This is a genomic window from Roseovarius sp. MMSF_3359 (assembly GCF_030733385.1).
In the GTDB taxonomy this organism is placed as follows: Bacteria; Pseudomonadota; Alphaproteobacteria; order Rhodobacterales; family Rhodobacteraceae; genus Roseovarius.
Window position 1 is genome coordinate 22224 of sequence record NZ_JASHJC010000021.1, and the last position, 15109, is coordinate 37332.

Annotated in this window: 16 protein-coding genes; 5 read left to right on the top strand and 11 right to left on the bottom strand. The window is 63.0% G+C overall.

Annotation, left to right across the window (positions count from 1 at the left end; translation table 11 throughout):
- Positions 1-54: 54 nt before the first annotated feature.
- The 11 genes from RBB29_RS20630 to RBB29_RS20680 form a co-directional block, all read right to left on the bottom strand.
- Positions 55-309 (bottom strand): hypothetical protein, encoded by a 255-nt coding sequence (locus RBB29_RS20630; protein WP_306116776.1) that lies wholly within the window; start codon positions 307-309, stop codon positions 55-57.
- Positions 306-929, bottom strand: coding sequence for a CbiX/SirB N-terminal domain-containing protein (locus RBB29_RS20635; RefSeq protein ID WP_306116775.1), 624 nt, complete (start codon positions 927-929; stop codon positions 306-308). Before RBB29_RS20635 ends, RBB29_RS20630 begins: the two co-directional genes overlap by 4 nt.
- Before the next feature lie 82 nt (positions 930-1011).
- A complete protein-coding gene (locus RBB29_RS20640; RefSeq protein WP_306116774.1) occupies positions 1012-2556 on the bottom strand; it encodes a nitrite reductase in 1545 nt (514 codons plus the stop codon).
- The gene (gene nirJ / locus RBB29_RS20645) at positions 2531-3751 is read right to left on the bottom strand and encodes a heme d1 biosynthesis radical SAM protein NirJ (protein WP_306116773.1); all 1221 of its coding nucleotides are present in this window, start codon (positions 3749-3751) and stop codon (positions 2531-2533) included. The genes RBB29_RS20640 and nirJ overlap by 26 nt, the downstream gene beginning before the upstream one ends.
- A gap of 4 nt (positions 3752-3755) precedes the next feature.
- The gene (locus RBB29_RS20650; RefSeq protein ID WP_306116772.1) at positions 3756-4244 is read right to left on the bottom strand and encodes an Lrp/AsnC family transcriptional regulator; all 489 of its coding nucleotides are present in this window, start codon (positions 4242-4244) and stop codon (positions 3756-3758) included.
- Positions 4241-4690 (bottom strand): Lrp/AsnC family transcriptional regulator, encoded by a 450-nt coding sequence (locus RBB29_RS20655; protein ID WP_306116771.1) that lies wholly within the window; start codon positions 4688-4690, stop codon positions 4241-4243. The genes RBB29_RS20650 and RBB29_RS20655 overlap by 4 nt, the downstream gene beginning before the upstream one ends.
- Complete coding sequence (locus RBB29_RS20660) at positions 4687-5679, bottom strand: Lrp/AsnC family transcriptional regulator (RefSeq protein WP_306116770.1); 993 nt, start codon at positions 5677-5679, stop codon at positions 4687-4689. The genes RBB29_RS20655 and RBB29_RS20660 overlap by 4 nt, the downstream gene beginning before the upstream one ends.
- A gap of 5 nt (positions 5680-5684) precedes the next feature.
- Complete coding sequence (locus RBB29_RS20665; RefSeq protein WP_371931537.1) at positions 5685-6824, bottom strand: cytochrome D1 domain-containing protein; 1140 nt, start codon at positions 6822-6824, stop codon at positions 5685-5687.
- 5 nt (positions 6825-6829) lie between these two features.
- Entirely contained in the window at positions 6830-7135 is a 306-nt protein-coding gene (locus RBB29_RS20670; RefSeq protein WP_306116768.1) for a cytochrome c, read from the bottom strand.
- The gene (cobA, locus tag RBB29_RS20675) at positions 7128-7922 is read right to left on the bottom strand and encodes a uroporphyrinogen-III C-methyltransferase (RefSeq protein ID WP_371931535.1); all 795 of its coding nucleotides are present in this window, start codon (positions 7920-7922) and stop codon (positions 7128-7130) included. The genes RBB29_RS20670 and cobA overlap by 8 nt, the downstream gene beginning before the upstream one ends.
- 75 nt (positions 7923-7997) lie before the next feature.
- Positions 7998-9752: a nitrite reductase gene (locus RBB29_RS20680; RefSeq protein ID WP_306116767.1), complete on the bottom strand. Its 1755-nt coding sequence runs from the start codon at positions 9750-9752 to the stop codon at positions 7998-8000.
- A 227-nt stretch (positions 9753-9979) separates the two neighbouring features.
- On the opposite strand from RBB29_RS20680, the gene RBB29_RS20685 reads away from it, so the two are divergent.
- The 5 genes from RBB29_RS20685 to RBB29_RS20705 are packed head-to-tail and all read left to right on the top strand — an operon-like array spanning position 9980 to position 15104.
- Positions 9980-10432, top strand: coding sequence for a cytochrome c (locus RBB29_RS20685; protein ID WP_306116766.1), 453 nt, complete (start codon positions 9980-9982; stop codon positions 10430-10432).
- 15 nt (positions 10433-10447) lie between these two features.
- The gene (locus RBB29_RS20690; protein ID WP_306116765.1) at positions 10448-11812 is read left to right on the top strand and encodes a cbb3-type cytochrome c oxidase subunit I; all 1365 of its coding nucleotides are present in this window, start codon (positions 10448-10450) and stop codon (positions 11810-11812) included.
- A gap of 5 nt (positions 11813-11817) precedes the next feature.
- Entirely contained in the window at positions 11818-12627 is an 810-nt protein-coding gene (locus RBB29_RS20695) for a CbbQ/NirQ/NorQ/GpvN family protein (RefSeq protein ID WP_306116764.1), read from the top strand.
- A 9-nt stretch (positions 12628-12636) separates the two neighbouring features.
- A complete protein-coding gene (locus RBB29_RS20700) occupies positions 12637-14559 on the top strand; it encodes a nitric oxide reductase activation protein NorD (protein WP_306116763.1) in 1923 nt (640 codons plus the stop codon).
- On the top strand, positions 14556-15104 hold the full coding sequence (locus tag RBB29_RS20705) for a cytochrome c oxidase subunit 3 (protein WP_306116762.1): 549 nt from the start codon (positions 14556-14558) through the stop codon (positions 15102-15104). Before RBB29_RS20700 ends, RBB29_RS20705 begins: the two co-directional genes overlap by 4 nt.
- The last annotated feature ends 5 nt before the right edge of the window (positions 15105-15109 follow it).

Sequence of the window (15109 nt, forward strand, 5' to 3'; positions counted from 1 at the left end):
GGCGGCTCAACGATCCGGTGCCTTGGCCATCCGGACGAAGGGTGGACGATTGGCTTAGCGCCCGTCGGCCTCATCCATGAGCTGTCGGACCCAACGGGTGACCAGCCAGTTTACCGGAAAGCTGAGCGGCACAGCCCAGATCAATGCCTGAACCGGCGACAGCGCCGGCCAACCTATGGCCTGTGCCATCAGGCCAAGCATAAAGAGGTTGATGGCAACGGCGCCTGCGCTGAAAACCCACAAAATCAGGTAGAGCTTGCCAAAGGCGATCGGTTCCGGCGGGGAAGGCATGTCAGCCGAACCGCTCATGCCGCCGCCTGCGCTCGGGCTGCCTTGCGCAGGCTCCCGGCGATGAAAGCCGGGATCGTGTCGAATGTGCCGATGGGCGCCAGCAGCGGCCCTTTGACATCCGCCACCTTCAGCGCGTCGGTCACGTCGTCTTTGACATGGCCGCCCAAGGCCGCAAAGAACGGCAGGCAGAGCGCCTGTTCGGGGCAGTCCATCGCGATATCCCCGAAAAAGGGGGCTTCTTCGATATATCCGGTCTGCACATTGCCGAAATCAATCCCGGTGCAGAGGTTTTCAACGAAAGCCTCGGTTGCCTGCTTGGAATTCGGGCTGCGCCCCGACCCGTGCGACGCCACCAAAAGATGCGTCTCGGGCGCAGCCCAACCGCGCGCCGCCAATTCTGCGTTCAGGGCATCGACCACGAGAGCGGGCAGGCCCGGCTCGACCCCGAGCGGCGACAGGATATGGGCGGGCGCGCCAGCCAGCCGTTTCGGCAGGGCCGAGCGGACAAACCAGCCGTCGGTCATGAAGAGCGGATAGATGAACGGCACGCCCTCGGCCCCGGCCATGGCTGCATCCAGGGCGCCGGGATTTGCCAATGTGGCGCTGCCGATTTGCCAATCGGGCAGGTTTGCGGCCACCTGCGCCGCCAGGGCCGAAAGGTCGGCCTCGGCCGGGAGCGGCTCGGAGGGTTGTCCGTGGCTTACGATGATGGCGGAGCGTTTAATGGCTGGTGCCCTCCGAAAAAGTGATCTTGTTGAAGACGTTATACTTGCCCGAAGGCTTACGCATCGGCAAGCGCCTGATTTCCTCAAGCGTCCAGGCATCATAGACAATGACGGCGCCCTCATCCTCCCAAACCGACACCAAGGCGCGGCTGCCATCTCGGGTAAACTCCACATGCGCCACCGTCGCGCCTGGTTCGGGGCGCAGTGTCTTGACCACTTCAAGTGTCTGTTTGTCGATCACATGCATCACGTCGCGATTGGGCCCAAAGAAAACGTCCGCCCATATATAGGGCGACTTTTCATGACTTCTGAGAAAAAATCCGGGGCCGTCGGTGTCGATGGTTTTGAGCACACGCCAGTCATCGGTGTCGATCACCGAAAGCCGACCCTCTTTCAGATGCGGCGTGGCCATGACCCTGCGCCCGTCCAGCTCCCACGAAATACCCGAACCAAGATGCGGCATCCCCGGCAGCGGCAATTCCGCTATCTCGCGCCCGACATTGAGGTTGACGACAACGCCCCGCGCCCCATCGCGTGCCGCCCCGATCAGGTGGCGATAGTCGTCAGTGAAGAAAAAATCGTCCAACGGTTCGGCAATCTCGATCCGGCGGCGCGCGAAAAGACCCTCGGAGGAAGGTATCGCCTCGACCATATCCTTTTCGCGGCTATGGATGAACCCCTCATAAACCGGATCGGCATCGGGATCTGTCGCCACCTCCCATATCTCTGGCGCGTCCTTGAGCGCGAGGATAAAGCTGTCCCGTTGCGGCGCCTGATAAACCGCCGAGACCCGGCTATGCACGCCGGACTTTGACACCACCGGCATCACCCGCTCGATGCTCAGGTCCTCGGTCGACAGAAGCGTCAATGTCATTGGCAGGTAATTGGCCACGGCGAGGTGCCTGCCATCCCGGCTCATCGCGATGTTGCGGCTGCTGAGGCCCGCGCGAACCCGCCCCACCTGCTGCAACGCCCAGATATCGTATTTCTGCACCCAGCCATCGCGCGACATGATGAACACATAGCGCCCATCGGGCGTGAATTTCGGTCCGCCATGGACGGCAAACGGCGTTTCGAACCGGTCAAGCACCTCGAACGTGTCACCATCCAGAACGCTGACGTGATGGTCGCCGGTCTCCACCACAAGCGTGATATTCATCGGATCGGCATCGAAAACCGGCGCAGCGGCGGGCGTGTAGCCGGGATCGAGCCACCGGGTTTCGGCGATCTGATCGGGGGTCCAGTCCGGGACCTCCGCCAGTGGGGTTTTGAGATAGGCGGCCAGGTCGGTGATCGCACCGGCGTCGAGCGCGTCACCAAATCCCGGCATCTGCGTGGCCACGCGACCATTGGCGATCACGTTTTCCAGGTTGGGACCGCGCATGCGCTTCAACGTCTCGGGGATGAGCGCCGGCCCTGCCCCGCCAAGACGGTCCGCGCCGTGGCAGTCGGCACAGAGCGTCGCGTAGGTCTCCGCCGGATCGGCCACAGCACCGGTGGCCAGAAACAGAAGGCTAGAAAAAACGATGCGCCGGATCATGTTTCTTTCCCCTGAAGGGTGTGACGGTCAGGCGGTCCGCTTCGGCCACGCCGATCTCGGCATTGCTGAGATAGCAGGCCGGATCTTCAGCCCAGGGATCGCCGGTCAGTTGCAGCGCGCGGATACGCGTGTTGCCACCGCAGACCGATTGGAACGCACAGGCGCCACAACGCCCCTTGAGCGGCCGTGGGCGCAGGCGCAACTGCGCCAGCATCGGGTCATGGCCGGTCCAAAGCTCGGAAAACGGCGTGTCCTTGACGCTGCCCACGGTGTAATCGGACCAATAGGTGTCGGGATGCACCTTGCCCTGCGTGTCGATATTGGCCACGCCCAGCCCCGAGGAATTGCCACCCCAGGCTTCAAGGTGATCGGTGAGGTTGTCGATCAGATCGGCGTTGAACCGCGCCAGCGCCCAGTTGAGCATATAGACGGCATCAGCGTCGTTATTGCCGGTCACGATGTCGAGCGGTCGGTTTTCTCGCACCCCAGCCCAGGCCCGGTCGATCAGTAGGTCAAGCGCCGCGCGGGTGTGATCGTGGACCGCATCCTCGCCCCGGTTCTTGTCCCCCCTGCCTGCGTAGACCAAGTGTGAGAGGTAAAACTTGTCGACGCCTTCGTCGTCACAAAGCTGCAGGAGATCGGCCAGTTGCTCGGCATTGTCTCGCGTCAAGGTAAAGCGCAGGCCAACCTTGATACCGCGCGTCTTGCAGGCCCGCACCCCGCGCAGGGCTTCGTCAAAAGCGCCATCGACACCACGGAACCAGTCATTTGTGGCCCCGATCCCGTCGATGGAAATGCCCACATATTGAAACCCGATATCGGCGATGCGGTCGGCATTTTCGCCGTGGATCTTGGTGCCATTGGTGCTGAGCGCGAGATAGCGGATTTTCTCCATCCTGCGCGCGGCCTCGGCGATCTCGAAGAAGTCGAACCGGTCGAGCGGCTCCCCCCCGGAGAGGATCAATGCGGGAACGCCAAAATTGCCGATATCTTCCAGCGTATCCATCGCCTGTTCATGGCTCAGCTCCCCCGGAAACTGCACGTCGGCCGACACCGTGTAACAATGCCGGCAGCGCAGATTGCAGCGCCGCGTAAGGTTCCAGATCACCACCGGCTTGACCGGTCCTGATCCACGCCGCCGGCGCACGGGGGTGGGATGCGCAAGCTGGTGCATGTATTCGCTCATGCGGAACATCGGTTCAGCCTTTCCCGGAGCGCAGACGCAGCCCCGTCTTCTTCAGAATGCGGGTGGAGTAAAGGATGTCATGACCGGCGCAGGCATCGCCCAGCAAATCGGCCACTTGCAGGCGCAAGGCTTCGACCTCCTCTCGGGAGGTGCCGTGCAACATCGCGAACAGGTTATAGGGCCATTCCGGCAGGGCACGGGGCCGCTCGTAACAGTGGCTGACAAACGCCAGGTCACCCACCTTCTGACCCAACTCCGCCACCTGCGCATCGTCGACATCCCAAACCGACATGCCATTGGCCGTCATGCCAAGCGCATAGTGGTTGGGCGCGACGGCAATGCGACGGATGATGCCGCTGGCCTGCATGGCGCGCAGGCGATCGCACAGCACGCCTTCGGTCATCCCAAGATCGGCGGCAATGGCCGCATAGGGGTGCGGCACCAGCGGCAGGCCGGATTGCGTGGCGGCGATGATCGCACGATCGGTGGCATCAAGCGTCATGCGGCCACCCGAAATCTGATGAAAAACTCTTGCAGCTTGGGGAAAAGCAGGACGCGATGCCCGGTTTCGACTTCGATCCTGCGCGCAACCTCTTCGATCCCTTCCTTGGTCTCGGTCGCCAGGACGAACCACATGTTGAGGCGGTGCGTTCGCTCGTAATTATGGGCCACCTCCGGATGCGCGTTGACTTTCGCGGTCACGGCATCGAATTCGCCAGGTGGGATGGCCATGGCGCACAGGCAGAACGCACCCCCCATCGCCGCGGCATCGTAGAACGGGCCGAAACGGGTGATGACCCGGGCGGTTTTCATCGCCTCAAGCCGCGCAATCAGGTCAGTTTCGGTTATGCCCAGATCAGCAGCCACGACGGCAAAGGGTGCCGGGTCAATCGGAAACCCTTCCTGCAACTGGTTGAGGATGGCGCGGTCTGTGGCGTCAAGGATCATGCGACAGTCCTTTCCGGCGCCGCGACGAGCGCACCCATTTGCTTGAAGCACCTTATTGAAAACAACGGCTTATGCGGGGTGTTTCGAAACTCCGGCAGGGCACAGACACGATCCAGCACATCGAGCGCCTCGGCACGGGAGCGGGCGTGGATCATCGAATAGAGCCGGTAGGGCCAGATCCCCGCCACCGGTCTGCGCTCGTAACACAGCGTAATGCCCGGATGCGCCGCCAGAAGCGGGCCGGCATGGGTGATCGCCTCATGCGGCATGTCCCAGACAACCATCGCATTGGCCCGCCACCCCAGCGCCCGGTGCCTGACGATCACGCCCAGACGCGAGATGATCCTCGCCGCGACAAGCGCCCGGATACGCCCGATCAGGTGATCTTCGCCAAGCCCCAGATCCGCCGCCAAATCGGCATAGGGCCGCTCGGACAGGGGCAATCCGTTGGTCAGCGCCTGCAGGATCGGGCGATCTGCATCTTCGAAAGCGGCGCAATCGACCCGCCGCGCAACGGGCGGTGGCAAGGCCTCGCCCCGCAGCGCAAAACCCAGATCGACGTTGAAGGGCCGCACCAGCCGCAAATCAAGCACCCGCAGCCCGCTGGCCGCTTCGATCCCGGCGAGGGTTGCGTCCACATGGGCCCGGTCCGGCCCGGTCACGACAAACCACAGGTTCCAGTCATCTTCACGCAAGTAGGAGTGATTGACCCCGGGAAACCGTTCGATGATCCGGGCGACCTCTTCGATCCGGGTCTCCGGCGCGGCGATGGCGGCAAGCGTGCTGGCCGATACCGTATTGGGCGCACAGGTTGCCCCGACGCGGGTCACCCGACCGGTGGCGCAGAACTGCCGTAGCTTGGCAACCACCTGGCTCGCCGGAATGCCCAGCGCCCCGGCCAGCACATCGAAGGGGCGTGGGACAATCGGGAAATCGCGCTGCCAGTCGTCAAGCAGGGCCTGGTCCACGGGATCGCTTATACCGTCCATATCCGTCAGAGCCCCATCTTGTGTGCACGCGCCGTGAAGAAAATGCCAGAGGGGCTTTCGGCGTCGATTTCGCGTATCTTTTCAAAGCTCTGCGTGTCATAGATCATGACCCTGCCCGCATCCCGGACCGAGACCCAGACCTCGTGACCGCGCGAGGTGAATTCCATGTGAAGCACGCCGGGGCCAGGTTTGAACTCATGGATCACCTCCTTGGTCAGCGTGTCCAGCACCTGGATCGTGTCGTTCAAAGGATGGGCGAAGTTGACCCAGACATGCCGCCCGTCGGGGCGCGCCATGGCAAAGACCGGCTGGCCGTGGGTGGGGGTGCGGCCCGTCTCCATCAGGGTGCGCGCATCGACCCACAGCACCTCATGTTGCCCCACGGCGGGCAGGACGAAGTCGGTTCCGGCAAGCGCCCAACCCTCAAGATGTGGCATCTTGTAGACCGGCAGATCGGCGCGCCCGGCGGCATATCCGGCTAGCACCTTCTGCGGCTCAGGGTCGGCCTGCCAAAGATCAAGCGCGCTTAGGTGGTCATCGCCGAAAAGCCCCGCGATATAGGTCCGCCCGTCGCCGGTAATGAGCGCGTCATAGGGATTGTCGCCCATGCCGGGGATTCTGGTGATCTGCGGCACATCACCCGACATATCCACAATCCAGGTTTCGCCCGCGTCCCAGAGCGAGAACACGAAACGCCTGCCCGGCGCATCAACCAGACCGATGGTCTTGGAGCCGGTCGGGATATCCGCCACCATCTCCAGCGTATCGGCGTCAAAGATGCGCACCCCGCCCGGCTCATAATTCGAGACCGCCACGAGGCGGCCATCGTCGGAAATGGCGCCGCCGATGGAATTGCCCGCCTGCATGATGCGGGTGGTGATCTCGCCCGACAGGATATCGAGCTTGGTCAACCCGCCATCGCGGCCAAAGATATAGGCAAATTGTTGATCCGGCGAGTAGACGAGCGAGGCATGGGACAGGTCGCCCAGCCCTTCAACCCGTCGGAGGGCAGCGTGTTCCGATTGATCCACGATCAGAACGGAGCCGGTCGCGCGCTCGATCACGACGCCCAGATCGCCTGTGGCCTGCGCCCAGAGCGGGGTCGCCAGCGGCAAGGCACATGCGAGCGCCAGCCATTGCATCATCCGTTTCATTCGCTCTCTCCCGTCAAAAGATAGGCGGTGATCCATTGCGCTTCGGCGTCGCTGAGCAAGGGGCGCCAGGGCGGCATCGCGGTTCCCGGCACACCGTCGAGGATCACGGCCCGAAGGGTGTCGGGATCGTAATGCTGCAACGCTGCGGGGCGGATATCGGGGCCAAGACCGCCTTTGAGCGAAAGGCCATGGCACGAGCCGCAATCCTGCCGCACCAGCCGCTCAAGAGCGGCGGGATCAACGCCCGCCTCCCCGGCGATGGCAGGGGAGGCCAGTAAGAGAAGCCACAAAAACCTACTCACCGACCATCACTGCCGAATCTGGCCGCGCCTCGGAAAGCTGTTCTATTTCATGCGGTTGCGCCGCGTAGAGCGACACGACACGCCCAATGACGAAAAGGCTGGGCGCAAGAAGCCCGCGTGACTGCGCATCGACGCCAATCTGATCGAGGCGGGAGACCATGCGCGTCTCGCGCGGGGTTGTGGCGCTGGAGACCGCCAGTACTGGAAGCGATCCGGGCAGGCCCGCGGCCATGAGGCGGAGCGCGATTTCGGCGATGTTCGACACACCCATATAGACCACCAAGGTGGTGTCGATGCTGGCGAGGCTCTCCCAGTCCAGTTCAAGCGGCAATCCCGCCGCGCGGTGACCGGTGACATAGCGCACGCCCGTGGCCAACCCGCGATGGGTCAGCGGCACACCAGTGGCCGCCGCGACGGCCTGCGCCGCGGTGATGCCGGGTGCATAATCCACGTCGATGCCGTGGGCGGACAGGTGCGCGGCCTCTTCGGAACCCCGCCCGAAAACCAGCGGATCGCCCCCCTTGAGCCGCGCGACATTGAGGCCCGCGCGGGCGAAATCGACAAGCATTTCATTGATCCGGTCCTGTGGGACCGTGTGGCATTTCGGGGCCTTGCCCACGGGCACCATCCGCGCCTTGACCGGCGCCAGTTCCAGGACTTCCTGCGAGACCAGCCGGTCGTAGACAACCACATCCGCGTCGCTCAACATCCTGACCGCGCGCATCGTCATCAATTCGGGGTCACCGGGGCCGGCACCAATCAGATAGACCTTGCCTGTCATTGTCATATGCCGGGATCCTTCAAATCATACGCTGAAAACGAGAGGCCGGAGGCCGCCGCAACGGCCCCCGGGGCGCAGGCGTCAGTAGACGTCGGCGCGGGTGTTGTAGACGTTGAACTTGCCCGTCGGTGTGACCAGGCGCTCGTCCTTGATCACATGCTTGAGCTCAAGCGTCTTGTCATCGACCACGACAATGGCGGATTCCAGGTCGGCCGCATTCCAGACCGAGAACCAGATCTCGTTGCCTTCCTTGTTGAACTCGCCCTGCACAACGCGGGGCTGCCCCTCGGTGATCCCGGCCCATTCCACCAGCGGCAGAACGGTATATTCCGGCTCCTCCTGGGCCAGATCAGCCACCTTGAAGACCGCCACCGCGCCCGAGACTTCCGCATCGGGGTTAAGCGGCGCATCAACATAGAGGTTGTCCGAGGTCGGGTGCGTCTTCACGAAGAGCGATCCGCCGCCCATCGCATAGAGCTGCTGCACCATCTTCCAGGCATGGTCGGGATGCCCCTCGGGGTCGGTACCGATCACGGCCACGGTTTCATCGCCCAGATGCGACGTGACCCAGACCGGCCCATAGGTCGGGTGGTTGATGTTAGCCCCGCGACCCGGGTGCGGCGTGGCCCCATCCGTGTCGATCAGCGCCTCGAGATCACCCTCCTTGGTGTCGATCACCGCCACCTTGTTGCGCGCATTCGCCGCCGTCAGGAAGTAGCGTTTCGAACTGTCCAGACCACCATCATGCAAGAAGCGTTCGGCCTCGATCTCAGTCACTTTCAGGCTCTTGATGTCCGAATAGTCGACCAACAGGATCTTGCCGGTTTCCTTGACGTTCACGATGAATTCCGGCCTGTAATGCGACGACAGGATCGCGGCCACGCGCGGCTCGGGGTGGAAGGTCTGTTCGTCAAAGATCATGCCACGGGTGGATTTGATCTTGAGCGGCTCAAGCGTATCACCGTCCATGATCACGTATTGCGGCGGCCAGTAGCTGCCGGCGATGGCGTATTTGTCTTCCCAGCCCTCCATCTTGGAGGTCTCGATCGACCGCGCCTCGGACCCGACCTTGATCTCGGCCACGGTCGCGGGCTCTTCCATCCAGAGGTCGATCATGTTGACCTTGGCATCGCGTCCGATGACGAAAAGATAGCGACCAGACGCGGAAATCCGGCTGATATGCACGGCGTAGCCGGTGTCGATCACGGATCGGATTTCGTAGGTTGCCCCGTCGATCAAGGCGATCTGCCCCGCATCGCGCAGCGTGACCGAGAAGAGGTTGTCGATGTCGATATCGTTCATCTTCTCGGTGGGGCGATCTTCGGGCGCGATATGCACTTTCCAGCTCGCCTGCATCTCGGGCATGCCGTATTCCGGCGGCGCGGGCGGCTCCAGAAGCAGGTAGCGGGCCATCAGGTCCACATCCTCTTCGGTCATCTCCCCTGAGGTGCCCCAGTTGGGCATGCCGGCGGGCGAGCCATAGGTGATGAAGTCGCGCAGGTACTCGAACCCGTTTTCACGCGTCAGGTCCGTGGTCAGCGGTTTGCCGGTCGCGCCCTTGCGCAACACCCCGTGGCACCCGGCGCAGCGTTCGAAATAGATCGTTGTGCCGCGCTGGAATTCTTCCTGGGTCATGACCGGGTCATCGGGCCGGAGGCCGGGGATCTCGACCTGGATCTGGCCCAGGGTGGTCATGCTGGGTTCGTAGGCAGCCACGGGTCCGTCAGCGTGATTTTCCGGCTTTTCCTGCGCCGGCAGGCAGGTGGCGGCGAGGCCCAGGGCAACCGCTGCGCTGGTCAGGAGCGATGCGCGTCGTCTGGCTTTCGTGAATTTCATTGGGAATACTCCGATCGCTGGTGAGGCAACCCCGAGTCTCCCGCATCCTCCCCTGCCCGTCCTTGACGATGATCAAGTAAGACGCGGCATGCGCTCCTTGACCGCTGACCCGGACAATTCGACGCGGGCGCGCGGAATAACTGCCGCAGCTTGACTTTCGACAAGGATCACCACGCCGAAGAGGCAGATGGTTAACGGACCATCAACGCAGCGCAAAGGAGAGCGCAATGCGCGAAGTCATGACCAAGAGCATGGCCCGGAACATTTTCTATGGCGGGTCGCTCTTCTTTATCATCATTTTCGTAGGGCTGTCGGTCCATTCGCACCGCTATATCCTCACCACGTCCTCCAACAATGACAAGCTCACCGAAAGCGTGGCCCTGGGCAAACACACCTGGGAGAAACACGCCTGCATCAACTGTCATTCGATCATGGGCGAAGGCGCCTATTTCGCGCCGGAACTGGCCAATGTGATGACCCGATGGGGTGTGACCGGCGACCCGGAGGCCGCCTATGAGACACTCGACGGCTGGATGAAATCGCAACCCACGGGGATCGAAGGCCGACGACAGATGCCGCTTTTCGAGCTGAGCGAAGAGGAAACCCGCGGCTTGGCCGATTTCCTGCTCTGGGTGGACGAAATCGACGCGCAGGGCTGGCCGCCCAATGACGCGGGCTGAGAAAGGACAAATCCGATGAAATATCAAACTCAGAAAATCGCGCTGGCCTATTTTGCCGTCGCCATGGCGCTTTTTGCGGTGCAAATCCTGGGCGGGGTGTTGGCGGGATATGTCTATGTCATGCCCAATACGCTCTCCGAATTGTTGCCGTTCAACATCATCCGCATGTTGCACACCAACAGCCTGATCGTCTGGCTGCTGCTGGGCTTTTTCGGCGCGGCCTATTTCCTGATCCCCGAAGAGGCGGAGCGCGAAATCCATTCGCCGACGCTTGCCTATCTGCAACTCATTATCCTGGTGGTCGGCACGCTTGGCGTGGTGGTGACCTATGTGTTCAACCTCTTTGAAGGCAACTGGCTTCTGGGCAAGGAGGGGCGCGAATTTCTTGAGCAACCCAAATGGGTCAAGGCGGGCATCGTCGTGGCCGCGCTCATGTTCCTCTATAACGTCACGATGACGGTGCTGAAGGGCAAGAAGACCGCCATTTCCAACATCCTCATCCTGGGTCTTTGGGGCTTGGCGCTTCTCTTTCTCTTCGCCTTCTACAACCCGGAAAACCTGGCCGTGGACAAGCAATACTGGTGGTATGTCGTCCACCTCTGGGTTGAAGGCGTGTGGGAGCTTATCATGGCCTCGATCCTGGCCTACCTGATGCTGAAACTCACCGGCGTTGACCGCGAAGTGGTCGAAAAATGGCTCTATGTCATTGTCGCGGCGGCACTTTTCTCGGGCATCCTCGGCACCGGGCACCACTATTACTGGATCGGCACACCCGCCTATTGGCAGTGGATCGGCTCGATCTTCTCCTCGCTCGAAGTCATCCCCTTCTTTGCGATGATGGCCTTCGCCTTTGTCATGGTCTGGAAGGGCCGTCGCGACCACCCGAACAAGGCCGCTTTGCTGTGGAGCCTTGGCTGCGCCACGCTGGCCTTCTTCGGTGCGGGCGTCTGGGGCTTTCTACACACGCTACACGGGGTGAACTACTACACCCACGGCACGCAGATCACCGCGGCCCATGGGCACTTGGCCTTCTACGGTGCCTATGTCTGCCTCAACCTGGCGATCTTCACCTATGCCTTCCCGATCCTGCGCAACCGCGATCCCTACAACCAGGTGCTCAACATGGCGTCCTTCTGGCTCATGTCCGGGGGCATGGTCTTCATGACCTTCACCCTGACCTTCGCCGGCACTGTGCAGACCCATATGCAGCGGGTGGTGGGCGAATACTACATGGACGTGCAGGACACGCTGGCGGTGTTCTACTGGATGCGTCTTGGCTCGGGTCTCGTGGTTCTGCTGGGTGTTCTGCTCTTCCTCTACGCGATCCTCGTGCCCCGCCGCGAGGTCATTTCGACCGACAATTCGGTGGCGGCGGAGTGACGCGGATGGATGGATCCCTGACCAACCCAAAGGGGGCGGCGGACGCCCCCTTCTACCTGCCCCAAGGCGATGAATGCGCGCTCTTTGAGGCGGCGAGCAGGATGAACCTGCCGATGCTGCTCAAAGGTCCGACGGGCTGCGGCAAGACGCGCTTTGTCGCCCATATGGCCGCGCGTCTGGGCCGCCCGCTCTATACGGTGGCCTGCCATGACGACCTGTCGGCCGCGGACCTCATCGGGCGCTACCTGCTCAAGGGCGGCGAGACGGTCTGGGTCGATGGCCCCCTGACCCGCGCGGTACGCGAAGGGGCAATCTGCTATCTCGACGAGGTGGTCGAGGCGCGCAAGGACGTGACGGTTGTCCTGCACCCACTGACCGATGACCGCCGCATCCTGCCCATCGACCGCACCGGCGAAGAGCTGGAGGCGGCCCCCGGCTTCATGCTCGTCGCCTCCTATAACCCGGGCTATCAGAACATCCTCAAGACCCTGAAACCTTCCACACGGCAACGCTTTGTCGCCGCCGAGTTCGATTTCCCCGCGCCCTCTCAGGAGGTCGAGATCGTCACCCGCGAAAGCGGGTTGGAGCGCGAGAAAGTAGAACGGCTCGTGCGTCTTGGCGGCAAGCTGCGCGGCCTCAAGGGGCAGGATCTCGAAGAAGGCGTGTCGACCCGTCTCATCGTCTATGCGGCCACGCTGATTGCCAACGGCATGGGTCTTGAGCGCGCCATCGAGGCGGCGATGATCGAGCCACTGACCGACGATGCGGACATTAAACGCGGGCTCCAGGATCTTGTGACGGCCATCTTTGGGTGAGGTATGGCCGTGACCAGGATCGACATCGAGCCATGGGAACCCGAAGAAACCATCGGGAAGCTGTGGCACGCTTTTGCCAGTCGCCTGGATGCGCCCGAGGCGCATCACGGAGCCGCGGTTGACCTCTCCGAGGTCAGCGGGCGGCTGGCAGTCTTTTTCCGCGGGCTGGGTGGCGATGCGTCGGTCGAGATCCGCCCGGTCAGCGCCGAGGTCAGCCGCCATCGGTTGAGCTTCCGCCGCCGCCTCGGGGCCGAGGCGGAACATGTGCCCCGCGCCAGTTTCGACGGCGAGGCGCTGCGTCTGCCCGACAGGCTTGCCGTTTTTCCAAGCCGCGAGGCCAATGCCGCGCTTTATCTTTGGCTGGCAGCGGCTGCGGCCCATGCGCCGGATTGCGCCCCCCAAGACGATGCCTTGCAGGCGGATCTCCAGTCGATTGCCGACGCACAGGCAATGACCGACGCCACGCTCGCCGCCGCACCGGGCCTGCGCGAGTTGCACGATACCCTCTGCGCCACGGTTATTACCCAACGGCCAAAGGCTGCTCTGCCACGCTACGACGCTGCGGTCGAGGCGCTGATCCGTCGGGTTCTGGGCGATCCCGCCCCCCTGCCCCCGCTGGCACGCGAATTGCAGGCCAATCCCGCGTACGTGAGTGCCCCACGCGGCTACAAACCGTTCAACCCGGTGCCGCTATGGCCCGACCTGCGCGAGCTTCGGTTCAGCGCCAGCGACACAGTGGAAGCCCGCGATGCCGATGGCCCGCCCGAGGAGGGGCATGAGGGCACTCACCGCGCCCGCCGCCGTCAGGCCGACCAGGCCGAGCGCCAGGACAGTCTGATCCTGCATAAATTCGAAGCGATCCTGAGCTGGGCGGAGTTCCTGAACCTCAACCGGCGCGTCGATGACGATGATCCCGACAGCGCCAAGAAGGCCGCTGACGATCAGGACGAAATTGGCCTGGGTCAGATCTCCAAAGCCCCCGCCACACGCCTGAAACTGCATCTTGACCTTGCACCCGAAGATGTGGACCGCGAGCGCCTGTCGGGCGTGACCACCTATCCCGAATGGGACGCGCGGACCGGGGCCTATCTGCCCGACCATGTGCGCGTCCTTTCCTCTGTCGCGGAAGAAAATCGGTTCCTTCCTTGCTTCCGCGATGACCCGCGTGCCGCCCGCCGCATTAACCAGGTCAAACGCCAGTTCGAGGCGTTGCGCCCGGGAAGGGTGAGCATCCCGGGCTGCCTCGATGGCGATGACCTGGACATGGAGGCGGCGGTGCGCGCGCGGGTTGATATCCTGGCCAATGGCGCGGGCAGCAACCGCATCTGGCGGCAGACCCTGCCGCAGGCGCGCGATCTGGCGGTGTCGATCCTGCTCGATGTCTCACGCTCCACCGAAAGCGCCGTGGGCAACCGCGCGGTGATCGACATCGAACGCGAGGCGTTGGCCGCGCTCAGTTGGGGGCTCGACGCCTGCGGCGACAGCTTCGCCATCCACGCCTTTTCGTCGCTCAAGCGCAACCGCGTCTATATCCAGCAGTGCAAAGGCTTTGACGAGCCGATGAATGCGCTTGTCGAAGACCGGATCGCCGGGTTGCGCCCCGGTTTCTACACCCGCTTGGGCGCCGCGATCCGTCATGCCTCCGCCGATCTGGCGGGGCAGACAAAAAAGCGCCGCCTGCTACTGGTCATCACCGACGGTAAGCCCAACGACCTCGATCACTACGAGGGGCGGCACGGGATCGAGGACACCGCCATGGCGGTGCGCGAAGCCCGCCGCGCCGGGCAGGCGGTCTTTGGCGTGACCATCGACCGGGAGGCCAAAAGCTGGTTCCCGCGCCTCTTTGGCCGGGGCGGATTCCACGTCATTCCGCAGGCCGAAAGACTGACCCAGGCGCTGCCCGAGATTTACCGCGAGTTGGTCGGCGCATGAGCGACGCGGATGTGCTGGAGGAGCTGCCCGGCGACCTGATGATCTGGGTCCTGATCGTCAGTGAATTGCTGGTCTTTGGCGCGGGGCTGGTGGCCTTTCTGGCGGTGCGCATCACCGACTCCACCGGATTTGCCGAGGCGCAAGCGGTGCTGAACCGTACCGGCGCGGGCATCAACACAGTTGTTCTGGTCACCAGCGGTTTTCTCGCGGCGCAGGCCGTCCTCTGGCGCAACGCCTTGCGACGCGGCGCAGCGCGGATCGCGCTTATCGCGGCGGCCCTGCTCGGCATCGTGTTCCTCATCATTAAAGGTGCGGAATTTGCCCATAAATCCGCGCTTGGCATCACCTGGGAAAGCCACCCTTTCTTTACCTTCTACTACCTGCTGACCGGCTTTCATGCGGCACATGTGGTGGCGGGTGTGGTCCTCTTGCTTCTGGTGGCGTGGCGCGACACCTCGCGCAATATCGAAGCGGCAGCGGCCTTCTGGCACATGGTCGATCTGGTCTGGGTGCTGCTCTTCCCCGTGATCTACCTGCTGCAATGACGGCG

What these genes read in the sequence shown, in the direction of transcription:
- RBB29_RS20685 (WP_306116766.1), top strand. Translation starts at nt 9,980, where the DNA reads ATGCGCGAAGTCATGACCAAGAGCATGGCCCGGAACATTTTCTATGGC.
- RBB29_RS20680 (WP_306116767.1), bottom strand. Translation starts at nt 9,752, where the DNA reads ATGAAATTCACGAAAGCCAGACGACGCGCATCGCTCCTGACCAGCGCA.
- RBB29_RS20630 (WP_306116776.1), bottom strand. Translation starts at nt 309, where the DNA reads ATGAGCGGTTCGGCTGACATGCCTTCCCCGCCGGAACCGATCGCCTTT.
- RBB29_RS20655 (WP_306116771.1), bottom strand. Translation starts at nt 4,690, where the DNA reads ATGATCCTTGACGCCACAGACCGCGCCATCCTCAACCAGTTGCAGGAA.
- RBB29_RS20660 (WP_306116770.1), bottom strand. Translation starts at nt 5,679, where the DNA reads ATGGACGGTATAAGCGATCCCGTGGACCAGGCCCTGCTTGACGACTGG.
- RBB29_RS20695 (WP_306116764.1), top strand. Translation starts at nt 11,818, where the DNA reads ATGGATGGATCCCTGACCAACCCAAAGGGGGCGGCGGACGCCCCCTTC.
- RBB29_RS20640 (WP_306116774.1), bottom strand. Translation starts at nt 2,556, where the DNA reads ATGATCCGGCGCATCGTTTTTTCTAGCCTTCTGTTTCTGGCCACCGGT.
- RBB29_RS20690 (WP_306116765.1), top strand. Translation starts at nt 10,448, where the DNA reads ATGAAATATCAAACTCAGAAAATCGCGCTGGCCTATTTTGCCGTCGCC.
- RBB29_RS20665 (WP_371931537.1), bottom strand. Translation starts at nt 6,824, where the DNA reads ATGATGCAATGGCTGGCGCTCGCATGTGCCTTGCCGCTGGCGACCCCG.
- nirJ (WP_306116773.1), bottom strand. Translation starts at nt 3,751, where the DNA reads ATGTTCCGCATGAGCGAATACATGCACCAGCTTGCGCATCCCACCCCC.
- RBB29_RS20650 (WP_306116772.1), bottom strand. Translation starts at nt 4,244, where the DNA reads ATGACGCTTGATGCCACCGATCGTGCGATCATCGCCGCCACGCAATCC.
- cobA (WP_371931535.1), bottom strand. Translation starts at nt 7,922, where the DNA reads ATGACAATGACAGGCAAGGTCTATCTGATTGGTGCCGGCCCCGGTGAC.
- RBB29_RS20705 (WP_306116762.1), top strand. Translation starts at nt 14,556, where the DNA reads ATGAGCGACGCGGATGTGCTGGAGGAGCTGCCCGGCGACCTGATGATC.